General features: G+C 46.8%; 17 protein-coding genes. All 17 read right to left on the minus strand.

The window, feature by feature from the left end:
- Positions 1-169: 169 nt before the first annotated feature.
- The 17 genes from ACU1JV_RS19240 to ACU1JV_RS19320 all read right to left on the minus strand — a co-directional run bounded on the left by ACU1JV_RS19240 (position 170) and on the right by ACU1JV_RS19320 (position 21230).
- Positions 170-538, minus strand: coding sequence for an ArsR/SmtB family transcription factor (locus ACU1JV_RS19240; protein ID WP_007432172.1), 369 nt, complete (start codon positions 536-538; stop codon positions 170-172).
- Between the two features lie 101 nt (positions 539-639).
- Positions 640-1764, minus strand: a complete 1125-nt coding sequence (locus tag ACU1JV_RS19245; protein WP_165082553.1) for an NADH:flavin oxidoreductase — start codon at positions 1762-1764, stop codon at positions 640-642.
- Between the two features lie 171 nt (positions 1765-1935).
- On the minus strand, positions 1936-2271 hold the full coding sequence (gene cyoD / locus ACU1JV_RS19250; RefSeq protein WP_013373103.1) for a cytochrome o ubiquinol oxidase subunit IV: 336 nt from the start codon (positions 2269-2271) through the stop codon (positions 1936-1938).
- Positions 2272-2880 (minus strand): cytochrome o ubiquinol oxidase subunit III, encoded by a 609-nt coding sequence (gene cyoC / locus ACU1JV_RS19255; protein ID WP_013373104.1) that lies wholly within the window; start codon positions 2878-2880, stop codon positions 2272-2274.
- On the minus strand, positions 2880-4856 hold the full coding sequence (locus tag ACU1JV_RS19260; RefSeq protein ID WP_013373105.1) for a cbb3-type cytochrome c oxidase subunit I: 1977 nt from the start codon (positions 4854-4856) through the stop codon (positions 2880-2882). The genes cyoC and ACU1JV_RS19260 overlap by 1 nt, the downstream gene beginning before the upstream one ends.
- A 25-nt stretch (positions 4857-4881) precedes the next feature.
- A complete protein-coding gene (gene cyoA / locus ACU1JV_RS19265) occupies positions 4882-5850 on the minus strand; it encodes a ubiquinol oxidase subunit II (RefSeq protein ID WP_013373106.1) in 969 nt (322 codons plus the stop codon).
- Positions 5851-6203: 353 nt separating this feature from the next.
- Complete coding sequence (locus ACU1JV_RS19270) at positions 6204-6452, minus strand: hypothetical protein (RefSeq protein WP_013373107.1); 249 nt, start codon at positions 6450-6452, stop codon at positions 6204-6206.
- Between the two features lie 220 nt (positions 6453-6672).
- Complete coding sequence (locus tag ACU1JV_RS19275) at positions 6673-8019, minus strand: GH1 family beta-glucosidase (RefSeq protein WP_025674786.1); 1347 nt, start codon at positions 8017-8019, stop codon at positions 6673-6675.
- Positions 8016-10490 carry a glycoside hydrolase family 95 protein gene (locus tag ACU1JV_RS19280; protein ID WP_413987016.1) on the minus strand — a complete coding sequence of 825 codons (2475 nt, stop codon included), beginning with the start codon at positions 10488-10490 and terminating at the stop codon, positions 8016-8018. The genes ACU1JV_RS19275 and ACU1JV_RS19280 overlap by 4 nt, the downstream gene beginning before the upstream one ends.
- 104 nt (positions 10491-10594) lie before the next feature.
- Entirely contained in the window at positions 10595-12289 is a 1695-nt protein-coding gene (locus ACU1JV_RS19285) for an ABC transporter substrate-binding protein (RefSeq protein WP_413987017.1), read from the minus strand.
- A gap of 62 nt (positions 12290-12351) precedes the next feature.
- Positions 12352-13254 carry a carbohydrate ABC transporter permease gene (locus ACU1JV_RS19290; RefSeq protein ID WP_446724612.1) on the minus strand — a complete coding sequence of 301 codons (903 nt, stop codon included), beginning with the start codon at positions 13252-13254 and terminating at the stop codon, positions 12352-12354.
- 15 nt (positions 13255-13269) lie between these two features.
- Complete coding sequence (locus tag ACU1JV_RS19295; protein WP_413987018.1) at positions 13270-14283, minus strand: ABC transporter permease; 1014 nt, start codon at positions 14281-14283, stop codon at positions 13270-13272.
- 444 nt (positions 14284-14727) lie between these two features.
- Positions 14728-15144, minus strand: a complete 417-nt coding sequence (locus ACU1JV_RS19300) for a cupredoxin domain-containing protein (protein WP_013373114.1) — start codon at positions 15142-15144, stop codon at positions 14728-14730.
- Positions 15145-15289: 145 nt separating this feature from the next.
- Positions 15290-17089, minus strand: coding sequence for a thiol reductant ABC exporter subunit CydC (gene cydC, locus ACU1JV_RS19305; protein ID WP_413987019.1), 1800 nt, complete (start codon positions 17087-17089; stop codon positions 15290-15292).
- Positions 17070-18824 (minus strand): thiol reductant ABC exporter subunit CydD, encoded by a 1755-nt coding sequence (gene cydD / locus ACU1JV_RS19310; RefSeq protein ID WP_413987020.1) that lies wholly within the window; start codon positions 18822-18824, stop codon positions 17070-17072. The genes cydC and cydD overlap by 20 nt, the downstream gene beginning before the upstream one ends.
- Positions 18824-19837 carry a cytochrome d ubiquinol oxidase subunit II gene (gene cydB, locus ACU1JV_RS19315; protein WP_025674771.1) on the minus strand — a complete coding sequence of 338 codons (1014 nt, stop codon included), beginning with the start codon at positions 19835-19837 and terminating at the stop codon, positions 18824-18826. Before cydB ends, cydD begins: the two co-directional genes overlap by 1 nt.
- Complete coding sequence (locus ACU1JV_RS19320) at positions 19824-21230, minus strand: cytochrome ubiquinol oxidase subunit I (protein ID WP_025674770.1); 1407 nt, start codon at positions 21228-21230, stop codon at positions 19824-19826. The genes cydB and ACU1JV_RS19320 overlap by 14 nt, the downstream gene beginning before the upstream one ends.
- Between the last annotated feature and the right edge of the window lie 76 nt (positions 21231-21306).

Here is a 21306-nt window from a genome sequence, read left to right on the forward strand (position 1 = left end):
AGCTATATATGAGCAACTGTTCATATATTATTTGTTAAGGTCATTATATTCAGGTTTAGGGGCAAAAGTCAATGATCATAGCCCTTTTTAACGAAAAAAAATCGACTTCAATGGACAAACACCAAAAGAGCGCCAATTGCTTGGCGCCCTGCTGTTGGTTTGTCAAAAATCATTGATGTGATATGTGCTGATGGGTTTGCAAAAAAATCTGCTCCACATGATTATCATCCAGTGAATAAAACACTGTCTTGCCTTCCTTGCGTCGTTTGACAATGCGCAGGTTGCGCAAATAACGAAGCTGGTGGGATACCGCAGATTGGCCCATGTTCAACACCTGTGTTAAATCATGAACACACAGTTCCTTTTGAGCCAGGGCATAAATCAGCTTGATCCGTGTCGGGTCACCTAGCGCTTTAAACAGCTCCGACATTTTGTATGCGATGGAATCCTCAACTAGGGAAGATTTTATACGCTCAATTTCCTGATCTGAACCGTGACAAGCCGGCTCACAATCCAAAGCTTCCGTTTCAGAATTCATCCTTTTCACCCCGTGTATTTCGACTTGATGCTCCTATTATAGCAAATTCGTAGAATTTACGAATAGCTTATATTACAGCTTGCCCTGTAACCGAAATTTTCCTAATTCAACGTTTTTAATACTTCATCATTGTAAGGAAATATTTCTTTTATCTGTTGATCACGTAATTTTACTGCAAATGCCGGATCAACCAGCAATGCACGTCCAACTGCAACCAGATCAACTTCCTCTCGTTCTACTAGCTCCACGAGTTGTTCTAATCTGGCCTCTACACTACTCGATTGATCAGTCTGACGATCATTGTTTTTTTCCAAATCACTCAAAAAGGCCTTCTCCAAACCAATTGACCCCACCGTAATCACTGGCTTGCCTGTTATCTTTTTGGTCCATGCTGCCAGGTTTAGATCTGACCCTTCGAATTCTGGCTCCCAGAAACGGCGGCTTGAGCAATGGAATACATCCACCCCAGCTTGTACCAATGGGGCAAGGAACTGTTCAAGTTCCTGTGGTGTCTGTGCCAGCTTTTCTCCATAATGGTACATCTTCCACTGGGAGAATCGCAGTACAATTGGAAAATCCGGGCCTACTGCACGGCGACAAGCCTCAATGACCTCGACCGCAAACCGGGTACGCTGAACCAAATCGCCTCCATATTGATCGGTACGCTTATTGGTTTTGTCCCAGAAAAATTGATCTATTAAATAGCCATGTGCTCCATGAAGCTCAATGCCGTCAAACCCCACCCGCTTGGCATCGGCAGCGGCTTGAGCAAAGGCTGCAATGATATCCGTAATTTCCGCCTCCGTCAATGGCTCAACTACCTTTTCACCTGCGGGAGAAATACCTGAAGGACCGACAGGCAATGCCTCGGGATTCGGTTGGTTATCCGCACCTATTTTCCGGGCTGTACCCACATGCCAGAGCTGCGGTATAATTTTGCCGCCGGCCGCATGAACCTCCTCTACTACCTTAGCCCATCCTTTCAATCCCTCACCATAAAAGTTAGGGATGCCTGTGTGCTCCACAGCGGCGGGATGATTGATAGCCGTTCCCTCTGTAATAATCAATCCAACAGCATTTTCTGCACGGCGACGATAATACGCGGCAACCTCATGTCCTGGAATACCTTGGGGAGAAAAATTTCGTGTCATGGGAGCCATAACCATCCGATTGGGAAGCGATAAGTTACCTATCTTAAAAGGTTTAAACAATATTTCGGTGTTCATGACGTTTTCCTCACTCTCTCATTAGTATTATCTTTTTCACTCTTCTGTTATACAATTCCATTTTACATATATATAAACTTGTGTTCAATAAGCCACAGTTAAATTCCAGCAGGTCCTTTACAAAAAAAGAGGAAGCGGCATAGAGCCGCTTCCTCTTATTAGTGTGACTTATTAGTGTGCTACCATGTTGTATTCCATAATCCATACAGAACCGCCAACGACAGTCAACAGGATCACAACACCAAAGATCAAAGTCATAACATTCCAACGTGGTCCATTGCTTTCACGGATGTGCATGAAGAAGAAAAGCTGAACCAGAAATTGCAGCACTGCCGCGGCTAAAATAACAACCATGGTCGAAGTGCGGCTCAACATATGATTCATAACCACGAAGAGAGGGATGATGGTCAGTACGATGGACAGAATAAACCCGATAACATAGGATTTCACTGAACCGTGAGAATCATCATGACCATGCGAACCCGCTCCTGATTGATGCTGTGCCATCTACATCACCCCCATCAAATAGACAACTGTCAGCAAGAAGATCCAGACAGCGTCCAAAAAGTGCCAGTACAAGCTCAATGCCGAAACTTTGCCCTTCGTCTCTGGAGTAAGTCCGCGTTTTTTCAACTGGAACATAAGTCCAATCATCCAAACCAGACCTAACGAAACGTGAAGTCCGTGTGTTCCGACCAATGTGAAGAATGCCGACAAGAACGCACTGGTTCCAAAATTGGCACCTTCATGTACCATCTCAACAAACTCGTAAACTTCAAAACCGATAAAACCAAGACCCAGGATCGCTGTCACGATTAACCAGCTGATTAATCCCTTCATGCTTCCTTTGTTCATAGCCAACACAGCCAGACCACTTGTGAAGCTGCTTGTGAGCAAGAGGAACGTTTCAATAATAACGCCCGTCATGTTAAACAGCTCTGCGCCACCTGGTCCTCCGGCTGTGTTGTTCCGAAGGACAACGAAGGTTGCGAACAAGGTACTGAACAGGATTACGTCCGTTACGAGGAAGATCCAAAAACCAAGCATCTTCAATTCTTGCGGATCGTGATGCCCGTGGTCATGATCATGGCTGTGATGTGCTGCAGCTTGTGCCATTATACAGACCCCCTTATTGCCGCTTCCGTGCGTTTTACTTCATCCGCAGGGATATAGTAGTCGCCATCATAGGAGAAGAACGAACGGCAAATCATACAAATTGCCACGCCGATCAGCCCTGGAATATAGAAGAACGACCATCCAAATACGAACCCGAAACCTGCAATGAAAAAGAATACCGACATAATGAATGGAATCGCCGAGTTTTTCGGCATATGAATCGCTTCAATTGGCGGTTGCTTTCTGAAAATACCTTTTGCACGTTTATCTTTTTCTGCCCACCAGTCATCGCGTTCTTCTACTTGCGGAATGGTAGCAAAATTGTATTCCGGTGCAGGTGAAGGAATGGACCACTCCAACGTGTGACCGCCCCAAGGGTCGCCCGTTGTATCCTTCAGCTTGCGGTAATTTTTGATACCCAGAAGAATTTGAAGAACCTGGAACAAGAAACCAATCCCCATCAGGAATGCCCCAACGGTTGACACCATGTTAAGCGGCTGCCAGCCAGTATCCCAGCCGTAAGTGCTCAGACGACGTGTCATCCCCATCAGACCGAGGGAATATTGCGGAATGAAACATACATAGAAACCGATATTCCAGAACCAGAAAGCCCATTTACCAGGCGTTTCAGGCAATGTGAAACCGAACATCTTAGGCCACCAGTAGTACAGACCTGCCAAGTAACCGAACACTACCCCACCAATTAGAGCGGAGTGAAAGTGAGCGATCAGGAAGTAACTGTTATGGAACTGGAAGTCCGCAGGCGCTACAGACAACATGACGCCCGTCAAACCTGCAATCAGGAAGTTCGGAATAAATGCAATAGACCACATCATCGGAGTTTTAAATTCGAGTTTACCCCGGTACATCGTGAACAGCCAGTTAAATACTTTAACCCCTGTCGGTATTGCGATAACCATCGTCGAGATCGCAAAGAATGCATTAACATCTGCGCCAGATCCCATCGTGAAGAAGTGATGCGCCCACGTGAAGAAGGACAGGATCGCAATAATGAACATCGCGTAAACCATGGATTTGTAACCAAACAATTTCTTTTTGGAGAATACGCTGATAACCTCGGAATAAATACCGAAGGCTGGCAATACTACGATGTATACCTCAGGGTGACCCCACATCCAGATCAAATTGATATACATCATCGGGTTACCGCCGAAATCAAGGGTAAAGAAGTGCCCTCCTCCGAAGCGGTCAAGGAATAGCAATGCTAAAGTAACCGTCAGAATCGGGAACGCGAAAATGATAATAACACATGATGAAAATACGGACCACGTAAAGACAGGCATTTTCATCCAAGTCATACCAGGTGCGCGCATTTTAATAATGGTAACAATAAAGTTGATCCCTGTAGCCAATGAACCTATACCAGAAATCTGAATACCCCAGATATAGAAGTTCTGACCGACGCCAGGACTAAATTGCAGTTCTGAGAGCGGTGGATAACTCAACCAGCCTGCATCTGGCGAACCGCCGATAACGAAGGACAAGTTGAACAACATCGCACCCATAAAGAAAAGCCAGAAGCTCAATGCGTTCAGGAAAGGAAACGCAACGTCGCGCGCACCAATTTGAAGGGGTACGGCGATGTTAAACAAACCAAACATCAACGGCATTGCCATAAACAAGATCATGATTGTGCCGTGAGTTGTGAAAATCTGGTTGTAATGCTCAGGATGTAGGAGTGTCACATCCGGTGTAGCAAGTTGAATACGCATCAATAATGCATCCACGCCTCCGCGGAATAACATCAAGATGGCCGCAAGAATATACATAATACCGACTTTTTTATGGTCAACCGTAGTCAACCAGTTTTTCCAAAGCCAGCCCCATTTTTTGAAATAAGTGAGCACAAACACGATCCCGATCGTTGCTAATGCGATGGAAACGTCCGCTCCATAGATCATCGGGTCTCCAGTAACGAAGAAAGTGGATGCAAACTCTTTTATTTTGTCAAGCATTGGGGGCCTCCTTCCCTATAATCATTTAATTGTGTCCGCTCATGTCCATTCCAGCATGATCTTCTGTGCCGGATTTGGATGAATCTTCTGTGGATGTAGCTCCGCCATGTCCAGCATGGGGGTTAGGAGCGCCTTCCACTACATACTTGTTAACAATCTCTTTGAACAAGCCGTCTGGAATCGAAGAATATTCATCAGGCTGGGACAAACCTGGTTTTGCAAGCGCCAAATAGCCGTCTTTCGTCAGCGGCTTCGACTGCTTCTTGATGTCAGCGACCCAGTTTTTATACTCTTCATCCGACTGGACTTCTACATCAAAACGCATTTGTCCAAAATGCTCACCGCTAAAGTTTGCACCCGAGCCAAAGTAAGTTCCTTCGTGATCGGCCTGCAAATGCAGTTTCATGGCCATGCCTGACATGGTGTAGATTTGACCGCCCAATTGCGGAATCCAGAACGAGTTCATCGGGGCGTCAGCAGTCAGTTCAAAACGGACTGGAACACCTTTAGGAATGTGAACTTGGTTCACTGTAGCTATACCTTCCTCTGGGTACATGAAGAGCCATTTCCAGTCCAGTGAAGTTACTTGAATCGTTACTGGCTTTTGCTCACTTGCCAACGGCTTGGAAGGCTCCAGCAAGTAGGTATATCTCGCAGTGATAACCGCAATAATACAGATAACGATAATTGGAATAGCCCACCATGTGGTTTCCAGCTTTTTGCTGTCATCCCAGTGAGGTTGATACTTCACCTTGTTTGTTGGGGTATCGCGATACCGCCAAACGATGAAGAAGGTCAAAATCATAACCGGTACAATTATAAGCGCAGACAATGCAGTTGTAAGAATGATCAGCTCTTTTTGTGCTTGCCCAATTGGTCCTTTCGGATCGAAAACAACGTATTTTCCGCCAGCATAAAAACACGTCCAGATGAGCAATGCTACCGTGAGCACGGTCAAAACCAACGCAATAATCGCTTTTGGTTTTTTGTTCATGTTGTTCCCCTCTCCTTAAAATAGTAAATTACTCAAAACTTAACGAACTCCTGTAATCTTGCCCTTATATAAGATAGCAGAAAAGCGGCCACTTTTTTTATTGTTAACAGAATTGTCGATTATTTGTCCGATTTTTGTGAAAAACCTCTCTAAAAATAAAATTTCTCTTGCAAATTCAAAATTTCTTTTTAATTCAAAAATGACATATAAAAACGTTAATTATGCATCTTGAAGTATCTTAAAAAAGCTATACTAAAGCAAAAATCGGGACTCCTTACAGTTATCATGCTACACTGCTCGAAGCCCCGCGCTGTTGTTTTCATTATCAGTTTTACATCATTTTTTCAATTGTATTAACGATGCCCGTTCTCTTGGTCTTCCTTCTTACGGGCAATGACAAATGATTTCCCGATTAGAAAAATGAAAATTCCGGCAGCAAAGGCGCCAATGCCTGTCATTAAATAGATATTACGATCGGTTAAATTCCCTATATCAAGCAAAATAAGAATAATACCTACAATGCAAGCGATCAAAGAAATAACAGATACCGTGCGGCTCATTTGGTTATCACTTGATCCTGATTTTCTAAAATTCGAAGCCATACCCTCCACTCCCTCTAGTTTAAAATAGTTTAAAAAGTGCCCTCGCCAGGTATTTTTTTCAGTATGCACATTTTTTATTTTATTATTCCTGCCGGTCTCTACATACTAGAACCATCTGTAATTCATCTTGGCTATTATTACCCCAGAGGACCTCCTATTTAAACAAACGGGAGCGGAGGCAGACCTAAATTTGCTTTATATTCAGATCATTTCTCTTGATTTAACGTCTAGTCTCCAACCAGTTATTACTTACTACATTTCGATACCAATAGTAACTTTCCTTGGGGGTACGGACTTGTGTGCGAAAATCGACATGAATCATGCCAAATCTCATATTATATCCCTCTGCCCACTCAAAATTGTCCATAAGTGACCAGGCCATATACCCTTTAACATGAAGGCCGTCATGAATTGCCCGGTGTACCTGTACCAAATGCTGCTGCATGTACGAAATTCGACGGTCATCCTGCACCTTTCCGTTTACGACTTCATCATTGATACAAGCCCCGTTCTCTGTGATGTATATATCGATGTTACCGTATTTTTGCAAATAATGTAGTACCTCATACAGCCCACGTGACTCCACCGGCCAGCCGATATCCGTTACAGGTAGTCCCATATTGATTTCTTCAGATTGAAGAAAGCCTGCTTCCGGATTAAAGCGATTAACCGACATACTATAATAATTGATACCGATCATATCTATAGGTTCACCGATAATGTCCATATCTCCATCTTGTATAGGTACGGTGGCTCCCTGCTCCGCAAACCAGTCTACCAAAAACTGAGGATACGAGCCTTGATAAATAGGCTGGAGAAACCAGTCACTATGCAGAGAAATCGTGCGCGCACAAGCCGCTTTATCTTCCTCAGAGGTGCTGTAAGGAACAGCCCAGGAGACATTGGGAGCGATACCGATCTGGCCACTGGTGCCTAGCTCGCGGAATCGGCGTACAGATAGGCCATGCGCGACCAGCAGATGATGTCCTACATCAATCGCTGTCTGGAGATTCGTCAGACCCGGAGCATGAACTCCTAACATATTGGATAAAAAAGCGATGCACCAAGGTTCATTGAATGTGAGCCAATGGTGTATCTTACCGTGAAACTCGCGGAACATCGTTTCTGCAAAGTGGACAAATGCCTGAATTGTACGACGATTTCCCCATCCTCCCGCATCCTGTAGCGCCTGAGGCAAATCCCAGTGATACAGTGTACAAAACGGTTCAATCCCGTTGTCGTTCAACAAATCAACAACGCGATGATAATAGTTCAATCCTTCTTGATTGACTTCACCGTCACCATTCGGGAATATACGCGGCCAGGACACCGAGAACCGATATGTACGAATGCCCAGTTCCTTCATGAGACGGATATCTTCTTCGTAGCGATGATAGCTATCACAAGCTACATTCCCGTTATCCCCGTTAAACACTTTACCCGGCGTATGGGCAAAGGTATCCCAGATCGACAGCCCTCTCCCATCCTCCTGATAAGCCCCCTCAATTTGGTAGGCGGCTGTTGCAGTCCCCCACATAAAGTCCTGCGGAAATTGAAAAATAGTCATTGTGTCTCTCCCTCTCCCTCAATTATAATCGTATGTTCATTCGTTTTTTCCTGCTTTTTGGTAAAAATCCATGACAAAATAAATCCTCCGTGCTTGGGATCAGGCTGAGCCTGACGAGCATCTGCGCTAAACGGGTGTGCACTGCGAATCGTGCAGCTTCCCGTCTGGACAGATGCGGTAAGCTCCGCACGGACGAGCCGCGAACCGGACCACTCCATGCTGACCGTAATCCCGCCGCGTCCTTTCAAGCCGCTGACCCTTCCCTCCGGCCATGCCGATGGCAGGGCAGGCAATAGCGTCAGCTCACCCAGGCGGCTTTGCAGCAGCATTTCTGCGATGCCTGCCGTCGCACCAAAGTTACCGTCGATCTGAAAAGGCGGGTGAGCGTCGAATAAATTAGGGTAGGTCGATCGCGACAGCAACGTGCGAACATACCGATGCGCAGTGTCGCCATCTTCCAGCCGGGCGTACAGGTTAATCAACCAGGCACAGCTCCACCCGGTATGCCCGCCGCCATGATCGAGCCGGCGGCGTAACGATATGCGGGCCGCCTCAGCCAGCTCCGGAGTATCGCGGATATGGATCTGTCGGCCGGGATAAACCCCGTAAAGATGCGAAACGTGTCGATGACCAGGCTCCGCTTCCTCAAAATCGACCAACCATTCTTGCAACTGACCGTGACGGCCGATTTGATAGGGGACTAATCGTTCCCGTGTCTCTTCGCAGCGCTTGCGGAATTCATCGTCTAATTCCAGCAGGACTGCGGCTTGAATACAGTTGCTTAATAGCTCCCGAATCAGCGTCATGTCCATCGTGGAGCCCATGGATATACTGCAATCCTCGCCTTCGGGCGTGATGAATTTATTTTCAGGTGATGTGGATGGGGACGTTGCGAGCCGACCATCCGGGCCCTCCGCGAGCCAGTCCAGGCAAAAGGCCGCCGCCCCCTTCATAAGCGGATAAGCCTGTTCTGCCAAATAGGTTGTATCCAAGGTGAACAGATAACGTTCCCATAGGTGAGCAGTCAGCCATACACCTCCAAGCGGCCAAAATGCCCAACTGGCATGGCCACCCGACGGTCCGGCGTATCTCCATACATCTATATTGTGGTGTGCTGTCCATCCTTGAGCTCCATAATGGATGGAAGCAACCCTGCGCCCCGTACGGCTGACTTCTCCAATCATGTGCAGTAATGGCTCATGGCACTCGGCAAGATTACACACCTCTGCGGGCCAATAGTTCATCTGTGTATTAATATTGGTTGTATAGTTACTGTTCCAAGGCGGCTGTACCCGGTCATTCCAGATGCCCTGAAGATTGGCGGGCTGACTGCCCGGACGTGAACTGCCCATTAGCAAATAACGTCCATATTGGAATAACAGCACTTCCAGTCCCCGGTCTGCCTGACCTTTCTGATAGCGTTCTAATCGCAGATCCGTCGGGAGAACGGACTCGTCAGTTAGCGTGTCACTTCCCAGTTCTAATGCAACACGGTCAAACAGCTTCCGGTGATCCTGCTCATGGCGTTGCCGCACCTGCTCACTTCCTAGCGAAATCGCTCCGTCTAGAATGACCTTGCATGCTTCTGCCGACTCTGTTGCATCACTATTCGGCATAGCCTGAAATCCCCGAAATCCGGTAGCCGCTGCCAAATACACCGTGATTTTATCCGCGTCCGAGATGATCAACGCTCCGTCATCCCTCGTCGTCAAGGTTCCTCCCTCGGGAATAACCCTCGCCTGAACTGCAAAAGCCATCCCCAAATCATTTTCGTAAACGACAGACTGTGGATGATCACCGTGATAATTAGATTCCACATGACTGGGCGCTCGTCCAGTCAACGTAATAAAGTCCCTGGTCGATTCCTCGGATGGATCGTTATCGCTAGCCCATTGGGAGGAATCAGAAAAATGCACATCCTCTCCAGCTTCATCATCACAAGAATGGGGTGTGGTCATGCGCACAGATGCATGGATTTTCCCGACCTTATTCGCAGTCAGTGACACCATAATGACCCCATCGGGTGCACTGGCGATAACTTCACGAGTATAGCGGACTCCATCACTCTGAAAAGTGACCGTTGCCGTTCCGGTCTGCATATCCAGTTCCCGTTCATAATGCGCAATCTCCCCTAGGTTCTCCTGCGTAATCCACAAATCTCCCAAAGGCTGGTAGGCTTCTGTATCGCGGCCCAGCATGTTTGAAGTAATCAGTTGTTCGGCTTCTTTGTATTTTCCATCTGCAATCAGCTTTCTGGCAGGTTCTAAATATCGCAATGCATCATACTGAACGCCATCCCTGGGGAATCCGGACCAGAGCGTATCCTCGTTTAATTGCAAATGCTCCTCCCTGATTCCGCCAAATACCATAGCTCCCAGCCGTCCATTGCCGACTGGCAATGCTTCTTCCCATACCTCAGCAGGCTGGCGATACCATAACCGCAGGGACTGTGGTCTTTCGCTTTTCGTCACGACAAACCCTCCCTCATCAGGGGCAGACAAAGCGCTGCTACAAATTGGCCCTAGCGTATGCGCTCTGTCACTCCGAGATTTCAAAGTTTGGATAAATGGACTTACTATTTGGACGCTTTCCCACTCCATAACTCCACTCTGTCCTTCACCAGTTGCGTATATTGCTGTTCCATTTGGACAGCTCCGGCGGCATCCAGTTCTTTAATCATGTTGTCGTATATCGTATCAAAATTGGAAGCTGGTGCTAATATCGCTTCCGGTATCCGTTTGCGGATAATGTCTGTCGTTTTTTTGAATGTAACGTTATAGTTGGATTCATTGTCTGTCGTTATGTTATAGGCCGCGCCCCAAGGCTTCACATCAAATTCTTCTTTTCCTGGAAACAGTTCCTTCCACGTTTTTACGCCATACGCTTTAAGTGATTCTTTCTCCGGCTTCGAATAAGCCGCGATAATTTGTTCCGGGAATTTGGCAGTGTAGTAGTTACCCGTAGAGTCCTTCACTCCGTCACCATAGTGTCCGCTCATTAATGTGTATAAGTCTATTCCAGTGGATTTATTGAAGCTGGTTGTATTGTTCGTTTTTTGATCCAATACATCGGCAGGAATGACGCGTTTGCCATCTTTGATTTCATAGTGCTTGCCTTCGATTCCCCAGTTCACTAGCACCTGTCCCTCATCGGATGCTAAATAATCCAGAAATTTAATAGCCCGCACCGGGTCCTTGCAACTTTCCGTAATCCCTACACCATAACCGGACGCAAATCCTGTATCCTGAAAGGAACGATCCTTATATTCCTCCGAAAGTGTAACTGGAAAATGTGCATAGCTGGCATCAGACTTACCTGACGCTTTTAATGCATTTTCGGCATCCTGATAACCCCACTCTTGGTCGATCAGACCCAGGACACGGCCGCTGGCAATTTTGGATTTGTATTGGTCACTTTTTTGTACAAACGAATCTTTATCGAGCAGCCCTTCATTGTACATGTGGTTCAACCAACGGAAATATTCCTTTTCTTCCGGACGTTTGTAATGAAGCTTGGCTTCAAATGTTTTGGGATCAATAAAATATTCACCATCATCCGGCGCTCCAGTCGTCTGGAAGGCAGGGTTCGTTACGGTAATCATAATTCTCCAGTCGTCCGCATCCAGCGTGAGAGGGATCGTTTTTTTGCCATTGATCGTCGGATGCTTGGCTGTATAGGTTTTGAGTACGTTTTCAAAATTCTGTAAGGTTCTTACCTTGGGATATCCCAGCTCCTTAAGCACCTTATGCTGAATTTCAAATCCTCCCGTCGCATCAAAACTCTCCTGTCCAACACCTGCATACGTAGGAATAACATAGATAGCTTGATCTTTATTGCTGTATTTCAGCCGATCCATATAGGGACCGTAGAGCTTTTTGAGGTTAGGCGCGTGATCGTTAATCAGATCAGTCAGATCAATCATGGCCCCGGCATCCACAAGCTTGTTAATATTTGCTTTAGGAGAGACCAGGTCTGGGTATTCACCACTTGCTGCCATCAAAGCAATTCGGTCATCTCCACCTCCGCCGCTGACATCAAATTCCGCATTCAAAGTTACACCTGTTTTCTTGGTGATTTCCTTGCCTATTTCATCTTTCATTCCATTCCATTGCGGGCTTGTATCTGCTCCGAAGAAGCTAAACGTAATCGGATCTGTGCCGCTGGATGAGCCTTCCTTCGCTGCTTTATCGCTTCCACCGCAACCTGCGAGTGCTGCAAGAGATACGGCGAGCAAGGGAATCAGTGCAAATCTGGACCAGTGTTTTTTCATGTTCAAGACCTCCTGCATTTGTAGGATTTTACCGTTGTGAATGGACTGTAACGATTTGATTGTTATGATTTAACAGCTCCCAGTGTCATACCGCCTACAAAATACTTTTGTAGGAATGGATATACGAGCAAAATAGGAAGCGTGACGGTAATCGTGATTGCCATTTTAATCGACTCTGGCGAAATTTGAGCCATTTGCTTAGCCATATCGTTGCTATTCGCCATATTGGCGCCGCCTTGCTGCGTACTTTGCAGTATCTTCATCAGCTCAAATTGCAACGTTGTCCATTGTGCGGCGGTTCCGTTGTACAAGTACGTATCAAACCATGCGTTCCATTGATTTACCGCTAAAAAAAGAGCAATTGTCGCCAGTACAGGCTTGCACAGCGGTAGAATAACCTTCCAATATATTATAAAGTCATTTGCTCCATCCAGCTTGGCAGACTCCTGTAACGCATATGGCAAACCATCCATAAAGGAACGAATGACAAAAACGTTAAATGCGCTGATCAGCCCCGGAAAAATATACACCCAGAACGAACCCAGCAAATGCAAATCACGCATCAAAATAAACACAGGCACCATCCCGCCGGAAAAATACATCGTCAACGCCAGAAACGTGGATATGAACTTGCGCGCGCGGAAATCGACCCGACTCAGCGTAAATGCAAGCATAGAAGCACAGATGAGTCCCAGCAGCGTTCCAACCACTGTACGTAAAATGGATACCTGCAGACCCCGAAGCAGGCCATCGTATTGGAAAATCGTTTTGTAATTTTCGAGTGTAAACTGGCGCGGCCATATATAAATACCGCCACGCACCGTATCCGTCGAATTGTTCAGGGAAATTGCCAGTACGTTCAGAAACGGGTACAGCGTCAACACCACGATCAGAGCCATGAGGATATAGTTGAACAAGTCAAACAGCTTTTCTGACCGTGTAGCGTTAAATGCCTTATTCGTCATTTCGCTTCTCCCTCCCTACATGATGCTTTCTTTGGTCAGTTTTTTGAATATACCGTTCGCTGTAAACAACAATAGAATGCTAACCATTGAGTTGAAAATGCCTATTGCCGTCCCGTAAGAGAAGCGGCCCAAATTAATCCCGTAATTCAGTGCATACAAATCCAGCACTTCCGAATAATCCGTTACGAGACTGTTGCCAAGTAAGAACTGCTTTTCAAAACCATTGCTGACCAGATGCCCGATCGCCATAATAAACAGAATGGCGATAGTCGAGCGGATACCCGGCAGTGTAATATGCCACATCTGTCTCCAGCGGCTGGCCCCATCCACACGCGATGCTTCATACTGTTCCTGGTCAATTCCTGTGATGGCGGCTAAATAAATAATCGTATTCCAACCCGTCTCTTTCCATATGTCGGAAGCGGTTACAATGTACCAAAACCAACTCCCCTTGGCCATGAACTGAATCGGTTCATCCACAATATGAAGCGCTACCAATATATCGTTAACAATCCCTCCGTCAATGGACAGCATTTTCGTCACCAATCCGGCCACAACTACCCATGATACAAAATGCGGGAGGTAGGATACTGTCTGCACAACTCGCTTGAACAGCATACCACGCAACTCATTTAGCAGAATTGCAAAAAAGATCGGTACAACAAAACCAAAAACAATACCCATCAGGCTCATCGCCAGCGTATTGCGTAATACCAGATAAAAACGTTCATCCTGAAAAAGCTCAATAAAGTTGTCCAACCCTACCCACTTTTGATCCCAAAACGATTTGGCTGGTTTATAATTTTGAAACGCCATTGTCCAGCCCCATAGTGGAAAATAACTGAAAACAAACACCCATATGACGAAAGGAATGGACATAAAGTAAAGATACTTTTGCTGTTTCACGCTGTTCCACAGGCCTTTTTCACCGCGTTCGGGCTTCGATCCGCGAGCCCTACGCGGTCTTCCACGATTGGATTCAGGAATCGTAGTATCAGCGCTGGAAGCGGTTTCAGTTGAAGATCCCATAACAAGCTCCTCCTCATCTCTAGATACTATTATCATACTTTGCTGGCTCAGAAGCGGGTACCCGACGAATTAGGAGAAAAATCAGTTCAAAATTAGATATATGGGGAGTGGATTAAGATTTACATTGAAGCCACTACGCATGCGGATGGTGCTTCCCATCGCTGTTGTCCCCGGATTTCTTGGATAAGCAGACAAAGGTTGAAATCCGAGGACAAAGGCGACCGCTATCGCTTGTACAGCACCATTCCGCCTGCTCCGTTCTCATGTAAATTCCCTGAGAGAAGAAAAAACAAAAGATCAGCTAATGTAAGCTGATCAGAGGTAAAGGATAGGGCATATTGCACCACAGCTGGATGATGATATATATACACATACTGTCCCAATTCACCTAGTTAAAAGAAAAAAAGCTTTCTGGCATCAATGTGCCAGAAAGCTTTTTTTGATTTATTTTACTGTGATCGTCCCGTAGTACATGTACATGCCACAATTATACTCATATATGCCCGGTTTCAAGTCCTGGACGGTAAAATAATTATTTTCGTGATCCAGGTAAACGTCCATTCCGATCTTCAACGACTGTACTTCATCAATGCAAGTAAAAGACGTCATTTTCTTGAAATTGATCTTGGTTGGAACGCCGGCTTTCACTTCAATATTTTTAGGATAGAAACCATCCCCTTTTACACCCACTGTCACAATCTCGTATTTGGCTTCATCTGGCTCCTCCTGAGCTTGTTTAGGTTGAACGGCCGGAAACGACGACACGCTCCCCTGAAAATAAAACAAGACAAATCCGCCCATGATCAAGGCTACAAAACCAATCAGCATCAAATGCCAATGTTTAGAGATGAGTGTTTTCATTTCTATCAGCCCCCTCCAGTTGAATGTCTACATGAGCATGTGACGCATCAACTCTAACCAGTATATAAAAGTTAATCGAAATTTTAAATACCTTGTTTCAAAGCTTCTAGCAGATGAATCATATTATCCGACACGGTGATCATCACTAATTTTCCAGATCCGGATGATCCAGCTTATACAGATTACGGTACCGGGCATGATCGCGCCAAAGCTCATCATGACTGCCTCGCATGGAGATGGTGCCTTGTTCCATAAAGATCACCTCGTCCATATGCTTCATCCCCGTGAGATGATGAGTGATCCAGATCAATGTTTTGCCTTTCAGTACGCGAAACATCGTCTGCATAAGTTCATGCTCCGTCAGTGGATCAAGCCCCACTGTCGGCTCATCCAGCAAAACAATCGGATGGTTTTGCAGCAAAATCCGCGCCAGTGCAATGCGCTGCCTTTCTCCACCGGAAAAGCGAAGGCCCGTCTCCTGCATTCTTGTATCGTAACCCTCTGGTAAAGAATCAATCAGGGCTCCAAGCCCTACCTGCTCCGTCACTGCACGAACCTCATCGAGCGTGGCATCGGGTCGCCCTAAACGAATATTGTTCGCTACCGTCGTATCGAATAAATACGGTTGCTGGTTTAGCACCGCAAACAGACTGGAGTATGCTCCACCTGTAAATACGGGCACGCCTGCGACAGTGACGCTCCCTTCATCAGGTTGCAATGCTCCCTGAATCAGATTCAGCAGCGTAGACTTGCCCGCACCACTGCGGCCAAGCAATGCAACCTTCCCCCCCTGCGGTACGTGTAGGGAGATATTACGCACACTCCATTCCTGCGTTGCCGCATAGCGGAAGCTTACGTTGTTCAGCAGTAGGTCTCCCCCGTGGCTTAATCGCTGAGCGGTAGCCTGTTCTTCTTTAGTATCTGCTGCATCGTCTGCTGCTGGTTGTCCTGCATCTGATCGTGCTGCAAGTGCAGATGTATCTTTCTCGGAATCCTTTAGCCGTCGAAGTGAATCCTGATACTCCGGCGCATGAACCACCGCTTCTCCAGCGCGAACGAAGGCATCCAGCAACGGAAAAGTTACTAAGGCAAAGGATGCCAGCCATGTGGCTTCAATGCGATTCTGTGCTACCAGTCCTCCGGCCCACACAGTCATAATTACAATTCCGCCGCCTACAAGGCATTGTGCGATCCAATGAGAACGCCACTCGTTCCGACGAAGTGAATTTTCCACCATGGCAGCCCTCTTGTGACGTTGTGTAAAGGTGTTAAGGAAATGCCCAGTCCGTCCACTCAGCACCAGATCACTCATGCCGAACAAAGCATCCGTCAGTTCCTGATAGGCTTTACTCCGTTCCTGCTTGAACGTAAGCCGTTTGGCGAGTGAGGTCCCAAGTGAGATAGCCGGGGCGATGAACAGCAAAAATCCCCCATATAGCGCCATCATCAAGGCAAATGTTCCGTCCATCCAGCCAAGCGCCAAGATGCCTGCTGCATAAATCAGCAAAGCCGATAACGCAGGCAGAACCAGCTTCAGATAGATATTTTGAAGCTGCTCAATGTCCTCCGCCAACAATCCCAATAGATCCCCTGTACGAAATTTGCTGCGAATCATCAGCGCCTGCGGTTCCACTGCCCGATACAAGCGTACCCGCATACGAGACACAAGGCGCAGCGCAGCATCATGGCCTACCAAGCGTTCCAGATACTGAATGACGGCTTTACTAAAACCAAACGTTCGCACAAGCACAATGGGCACATACACCATTAATATATTTTCAGGCTTTAAGGCCGAACGAGTAATCAGATGACCGGACGTAAAGAGCAGCGCGCCTGCACATCCAATGGATAGTGCACCCAAAAGAGCCGCTGCCAGAAAGGCCCAAAAATAGTGTTTCAGATAAGGCAAAAACCAGCCTTGGCTACTATTGTCCGTTGCTCTCATATCGTCCGTCCCCTCCTTCCGACATTCCCGTCAGCAATCGGTAATATTCTCCCTTTTGGGCAACTAGTTGCTGATGGGAACCTACCTCTTCCAGACGGCCTTGATTCATCATCCAGACACAGTCCATATCCGGCATCCAATGCAGCCGATGGGTGGCAAGAAACATTCTTTTGTGTTTCAATACGGACAAAATGGTCTGTTTTAACTCCCATTCTGTCTCAATATCCAAATGTGCTGTAGGCTCGTCCAATAAAATGATCGGACGGTTACTAAGCAAAGCCCGCGCCAAGGCAATCCGCTGTGCCTGCCCTCCACTCAATGTCCGACCTGCTTCCCCAATAGGCTCATTCAAACCACCCGGAAGGCCATTCACCAGTTCACGCAGTCCAACCGCGTCAATCGCCCACTCTACCTGCTGGTTGGATGCTTCCGGTTCATAAAAGCGAATATTATCTGCCAAAGTAGCGCTAAACAAGTAAGGATGCTGTGGAATATAGGCAATATGCCGTTGCCATTCAGCTTTGGTAACCACAGATAATCGGCATCCATTAAGGGTCAGCTCACCTGAAGTGGGGTCAGTAAAGCCGCCAAGCAGACTAAGCAATGTCGTTTTGCCTGCACCGCTCGCTCCGACGATGCCAATCATGTTCATGTGCGGTTCAACACTTGCAGACACATGTTCAAGCCGGGCGGAGCCGTCTTCATTAAGAAAACACACATCGGACAGCTTGAGGATGTCCTGCCCCGTGATGTCTAATCCTTTATCATTAGCTGTATTCGGATCTATCGTTTCATCCTCTGCAACGAGAATGGAGCGTATCGCTCCCCAAGCCTCCTTACCGTCCAATGAGGCGTGATAGTCTGATCCCAACTGGCGTATAGGCATAAAATATTCCGGTGCCAGAATAAGCACCGCAAGCGCTGCCTCCAGTCCCACCGAACCACTAATCAGACGCAGCCCCAAGCCTACTGCTACAAAAGCGACCGACAGCATACTGAAAAAGTCGAGGGCAAATGAAGAAAGAAACGCTACCCGCAGCGTACACATCGTTGCCGTACGGTATTGGTCGCTGACCTTCCCTACGGTTTCCCCATGCGCCCGACTGCGTCCCAAAAACCTTAGTGTCTGTAGGCCACGCAACGAATCCGTGAAGTGATGTGATAATAGACGATAGGAACGCCACTGCTTGTCTGCCTGCTTTCGCGCCGCCAAGCCGAGTAAAATAAAGAAGCCCACCAAAATCGGCATCGTAGTCGTCAAAATCACACCTGAAATCATATCTAATGTGAAAACATACACAAGCACCAGTAAGGTTACAGCCATCATGTCTATCATACGAGGAATGGATATTTCCAAATAATTGCGAAACCGATCCATACCATCCAGCGCTAGCGTCACCAACTTGCCGCTTCCTTCCCGTGCGGCAAAACCCGGACCCCGCTCGAACAAACGCGCAAGCAGACGCTCCCGTAAGGAAGCGCCTGCTGCTTCGGCGAAACGACCGGCTGTCCGGCGTTGCAGCCAGATCATCGTATGCCTCACTGCAAAAGCCGCGAAAAACAATGCCAGCGACGGCCAAGCCATTACCAGCGGATTTTTATTAAACAAATCCGTTACAGCCTTTGCCAAAAAGATGGCTTGTGCAATTACCGCTGCTCCCTGGAGCAGGGAAAGGGCGGCCAGCAGCAGCATTACTGGCCGAATGCCCTTTAATTCAAACCAGGCTTTATCCATTAGTATTCCAGATGATCCTTCTCACTGAGACGCTTATGGAAAACAAAATAGCTCCACGCCTGATAAGCCAACACAAAGGGTAAAAGCGTTGCTGCAACAATCGTCATGGCTTTCAGTGTGTAATGACTGGAGCTTGCATTATATATCGTCAAATCAAAAGCACTGTTGATCGAGCTCACCATAAATCTTGGGAACAAGCCAACGAATAACGAAACGAAGCTTAGCAAAATGATGACACCTGTCATCCCGAAAGCCCACCCTTCGCGGCGCTGCCTCAGGAAATACCATGTCAGCACATAGGCGAGAATTCCCACCGCTACCGCAACATACATAAAGGGACCGCGACGTGCAAATAAATCCGTTGCAAAATAAGTCCATACCACCATACCAGCAAGTAGAATTCCCAAAACCGGAAGAAATTTGGACGCGATCACACGAGCACGATCTCTGACTTCACCAATCGTCCGCAGAGAAATGAACGTCAGCCCGTGCATGAGGCACATTCCGACCACTGTCAGTCCAATCCATACGGTGTATCCATTGAACACATCCAAAAATCCGGCTTTCAAATCCATGTTTTGCTGAATAGGTACACCTTTCACCAAAGCCGCAAAGGCCATACCAAACAGCATCGGCGGCAGGAAGCTGCCAATCAGAATGCAAGTATCCCACGTTCCTGTCCACCCTTTTCCTTCGGCCTTGCCACGGAACTCAAAGGAGACTCCTCGCAAGATCAAACCTAGCAAAATAAACACAAATACCAGATAATATCCGCTGAACATCGTTGCATAAAAATGCGGAAAGGCGGCAAACATCGCACCTGCTGCTGTAATCAGCCACACTTCGTTGGCATCCCAGAATGGACCAATCGTATTGATCATCAAACGTTTTTGTTGGTCATTACGCGGCACTAATCCTGTTGCCATCCCCACGCCAAAATCAAAGCCCTCTAAAAAAAAGAAGCCTGTAAACAACACTGCGATCAATAAGAACCATAAATCATTTAACGACAATGCTGTCACCTCCTTGAGCAAATGGATCATGAATGACTGTATGCTGATGCGGCTCAATATCTGGGCCTTTACGAGCGGTGCGAGCAAACAGGAATGCCAGTACACCCGTTAAAATGAGATACAGCGTCGTAAATGCAATCAGGGAGAACAGCACTTCTCCTGCTACAACGGTAGGTGAAACAGAATCTTTCGTTTGAAGCAAGCCAAACACAGTCCACGGCTGACGTCCCATTTCTGTCATGATCCAGCCTGCTGTATTCCCAATGAACGGGAGCGATATCCCCCACAGCATAAGGCGGAAGAACCAACGATGTGAGCCCTCCAATTTTTGTCGAAAACTCAGGTAAGCTCCGTACAGAGCAAGTGCAATCATGGCACATCCTGCCGCAATCATAATGCGGAAGCTCCAGAAGGTCGTACGGACAGGCGGAATATAATCACCTGGACCGTAGGTCTTTTCATACTGTGCTTGAAGTTCCTTCATACCAGGCACAGAGCCGGAAAACTTGCTATACGACAGAAAGCTCAGTGCAAACGGAACCTTAATCTCAAAGGTATTTTCCTGCTTATCAGGATCAATATTTGCAATAACCGTCCAAGGCGCCGGATCGCCGCTGTCTCCCCACAGAGCTTCACTGGCTGCCATCTTCATGGGCTGTGTTTTGATCAAATATTGAGCCTGTCCATGACCAAACAAAGGAATAGCAATGGCACAGATTAATGCAACAATAATGCTCAATTTAAAAGAAGGTTTAAAAAAGTCCATATTCTTTTTATGCATTAGCTTCCAAGCACTAATACCTGCTACGAGAAAAGCGCCGGTTGCAATGGCAGCAAAAATGGTGTGAGGATACTCCCACAAAAGCTGCTCGTTCGTTAACAAGGCAGCAAAATCCTGCATTTCTGCCCGGCCATTTACAACCCCATATCCTACGGGACGTTGCATGAATGAATTGGCAGCCAAAATCCACAAAGCCGAGAGCATCGTACCGATCGCTACTAGCCACATGCAAATTAAATGGACAGTTTTGGATAATCTTTCCCAGCCGAACACCCATAGACCGATAAAGGTCGATTCCAGGAAAAATGCGAGCAATGCTTCAATGGCTAGCGGCGTACCAAATACATCACCGACAAAACGGGAAAAGTCCGACCAATTCATTCCGAACTGGAACTCCTGCAAAATCCCGGTGACTACCCCTAGCGCAAAGTTAATCAGCAGAAATGTCCCCCAGAATTGAGCCATTTTTTTGTACAAATCCTTTTTCTTGATAACATACATAGTCTCCATAATTGCCACCAACAATGACAATCCAATGGAGATCGGCACATAAACAAAATGAAGAATCGTAGTGGTTGCAAACTGCAACCGTGCCAAATCCAATACGTCCATGATGCTGCTCCTCCCCTGTACTTCCCTTAACAATGATTTAATGTTTGTGATCTGAAGTCTTTTGTGTTTGTGATTA

It is taken from the genome of Paenibacillus sp. T2-29 (assembly GCF_052921365.1).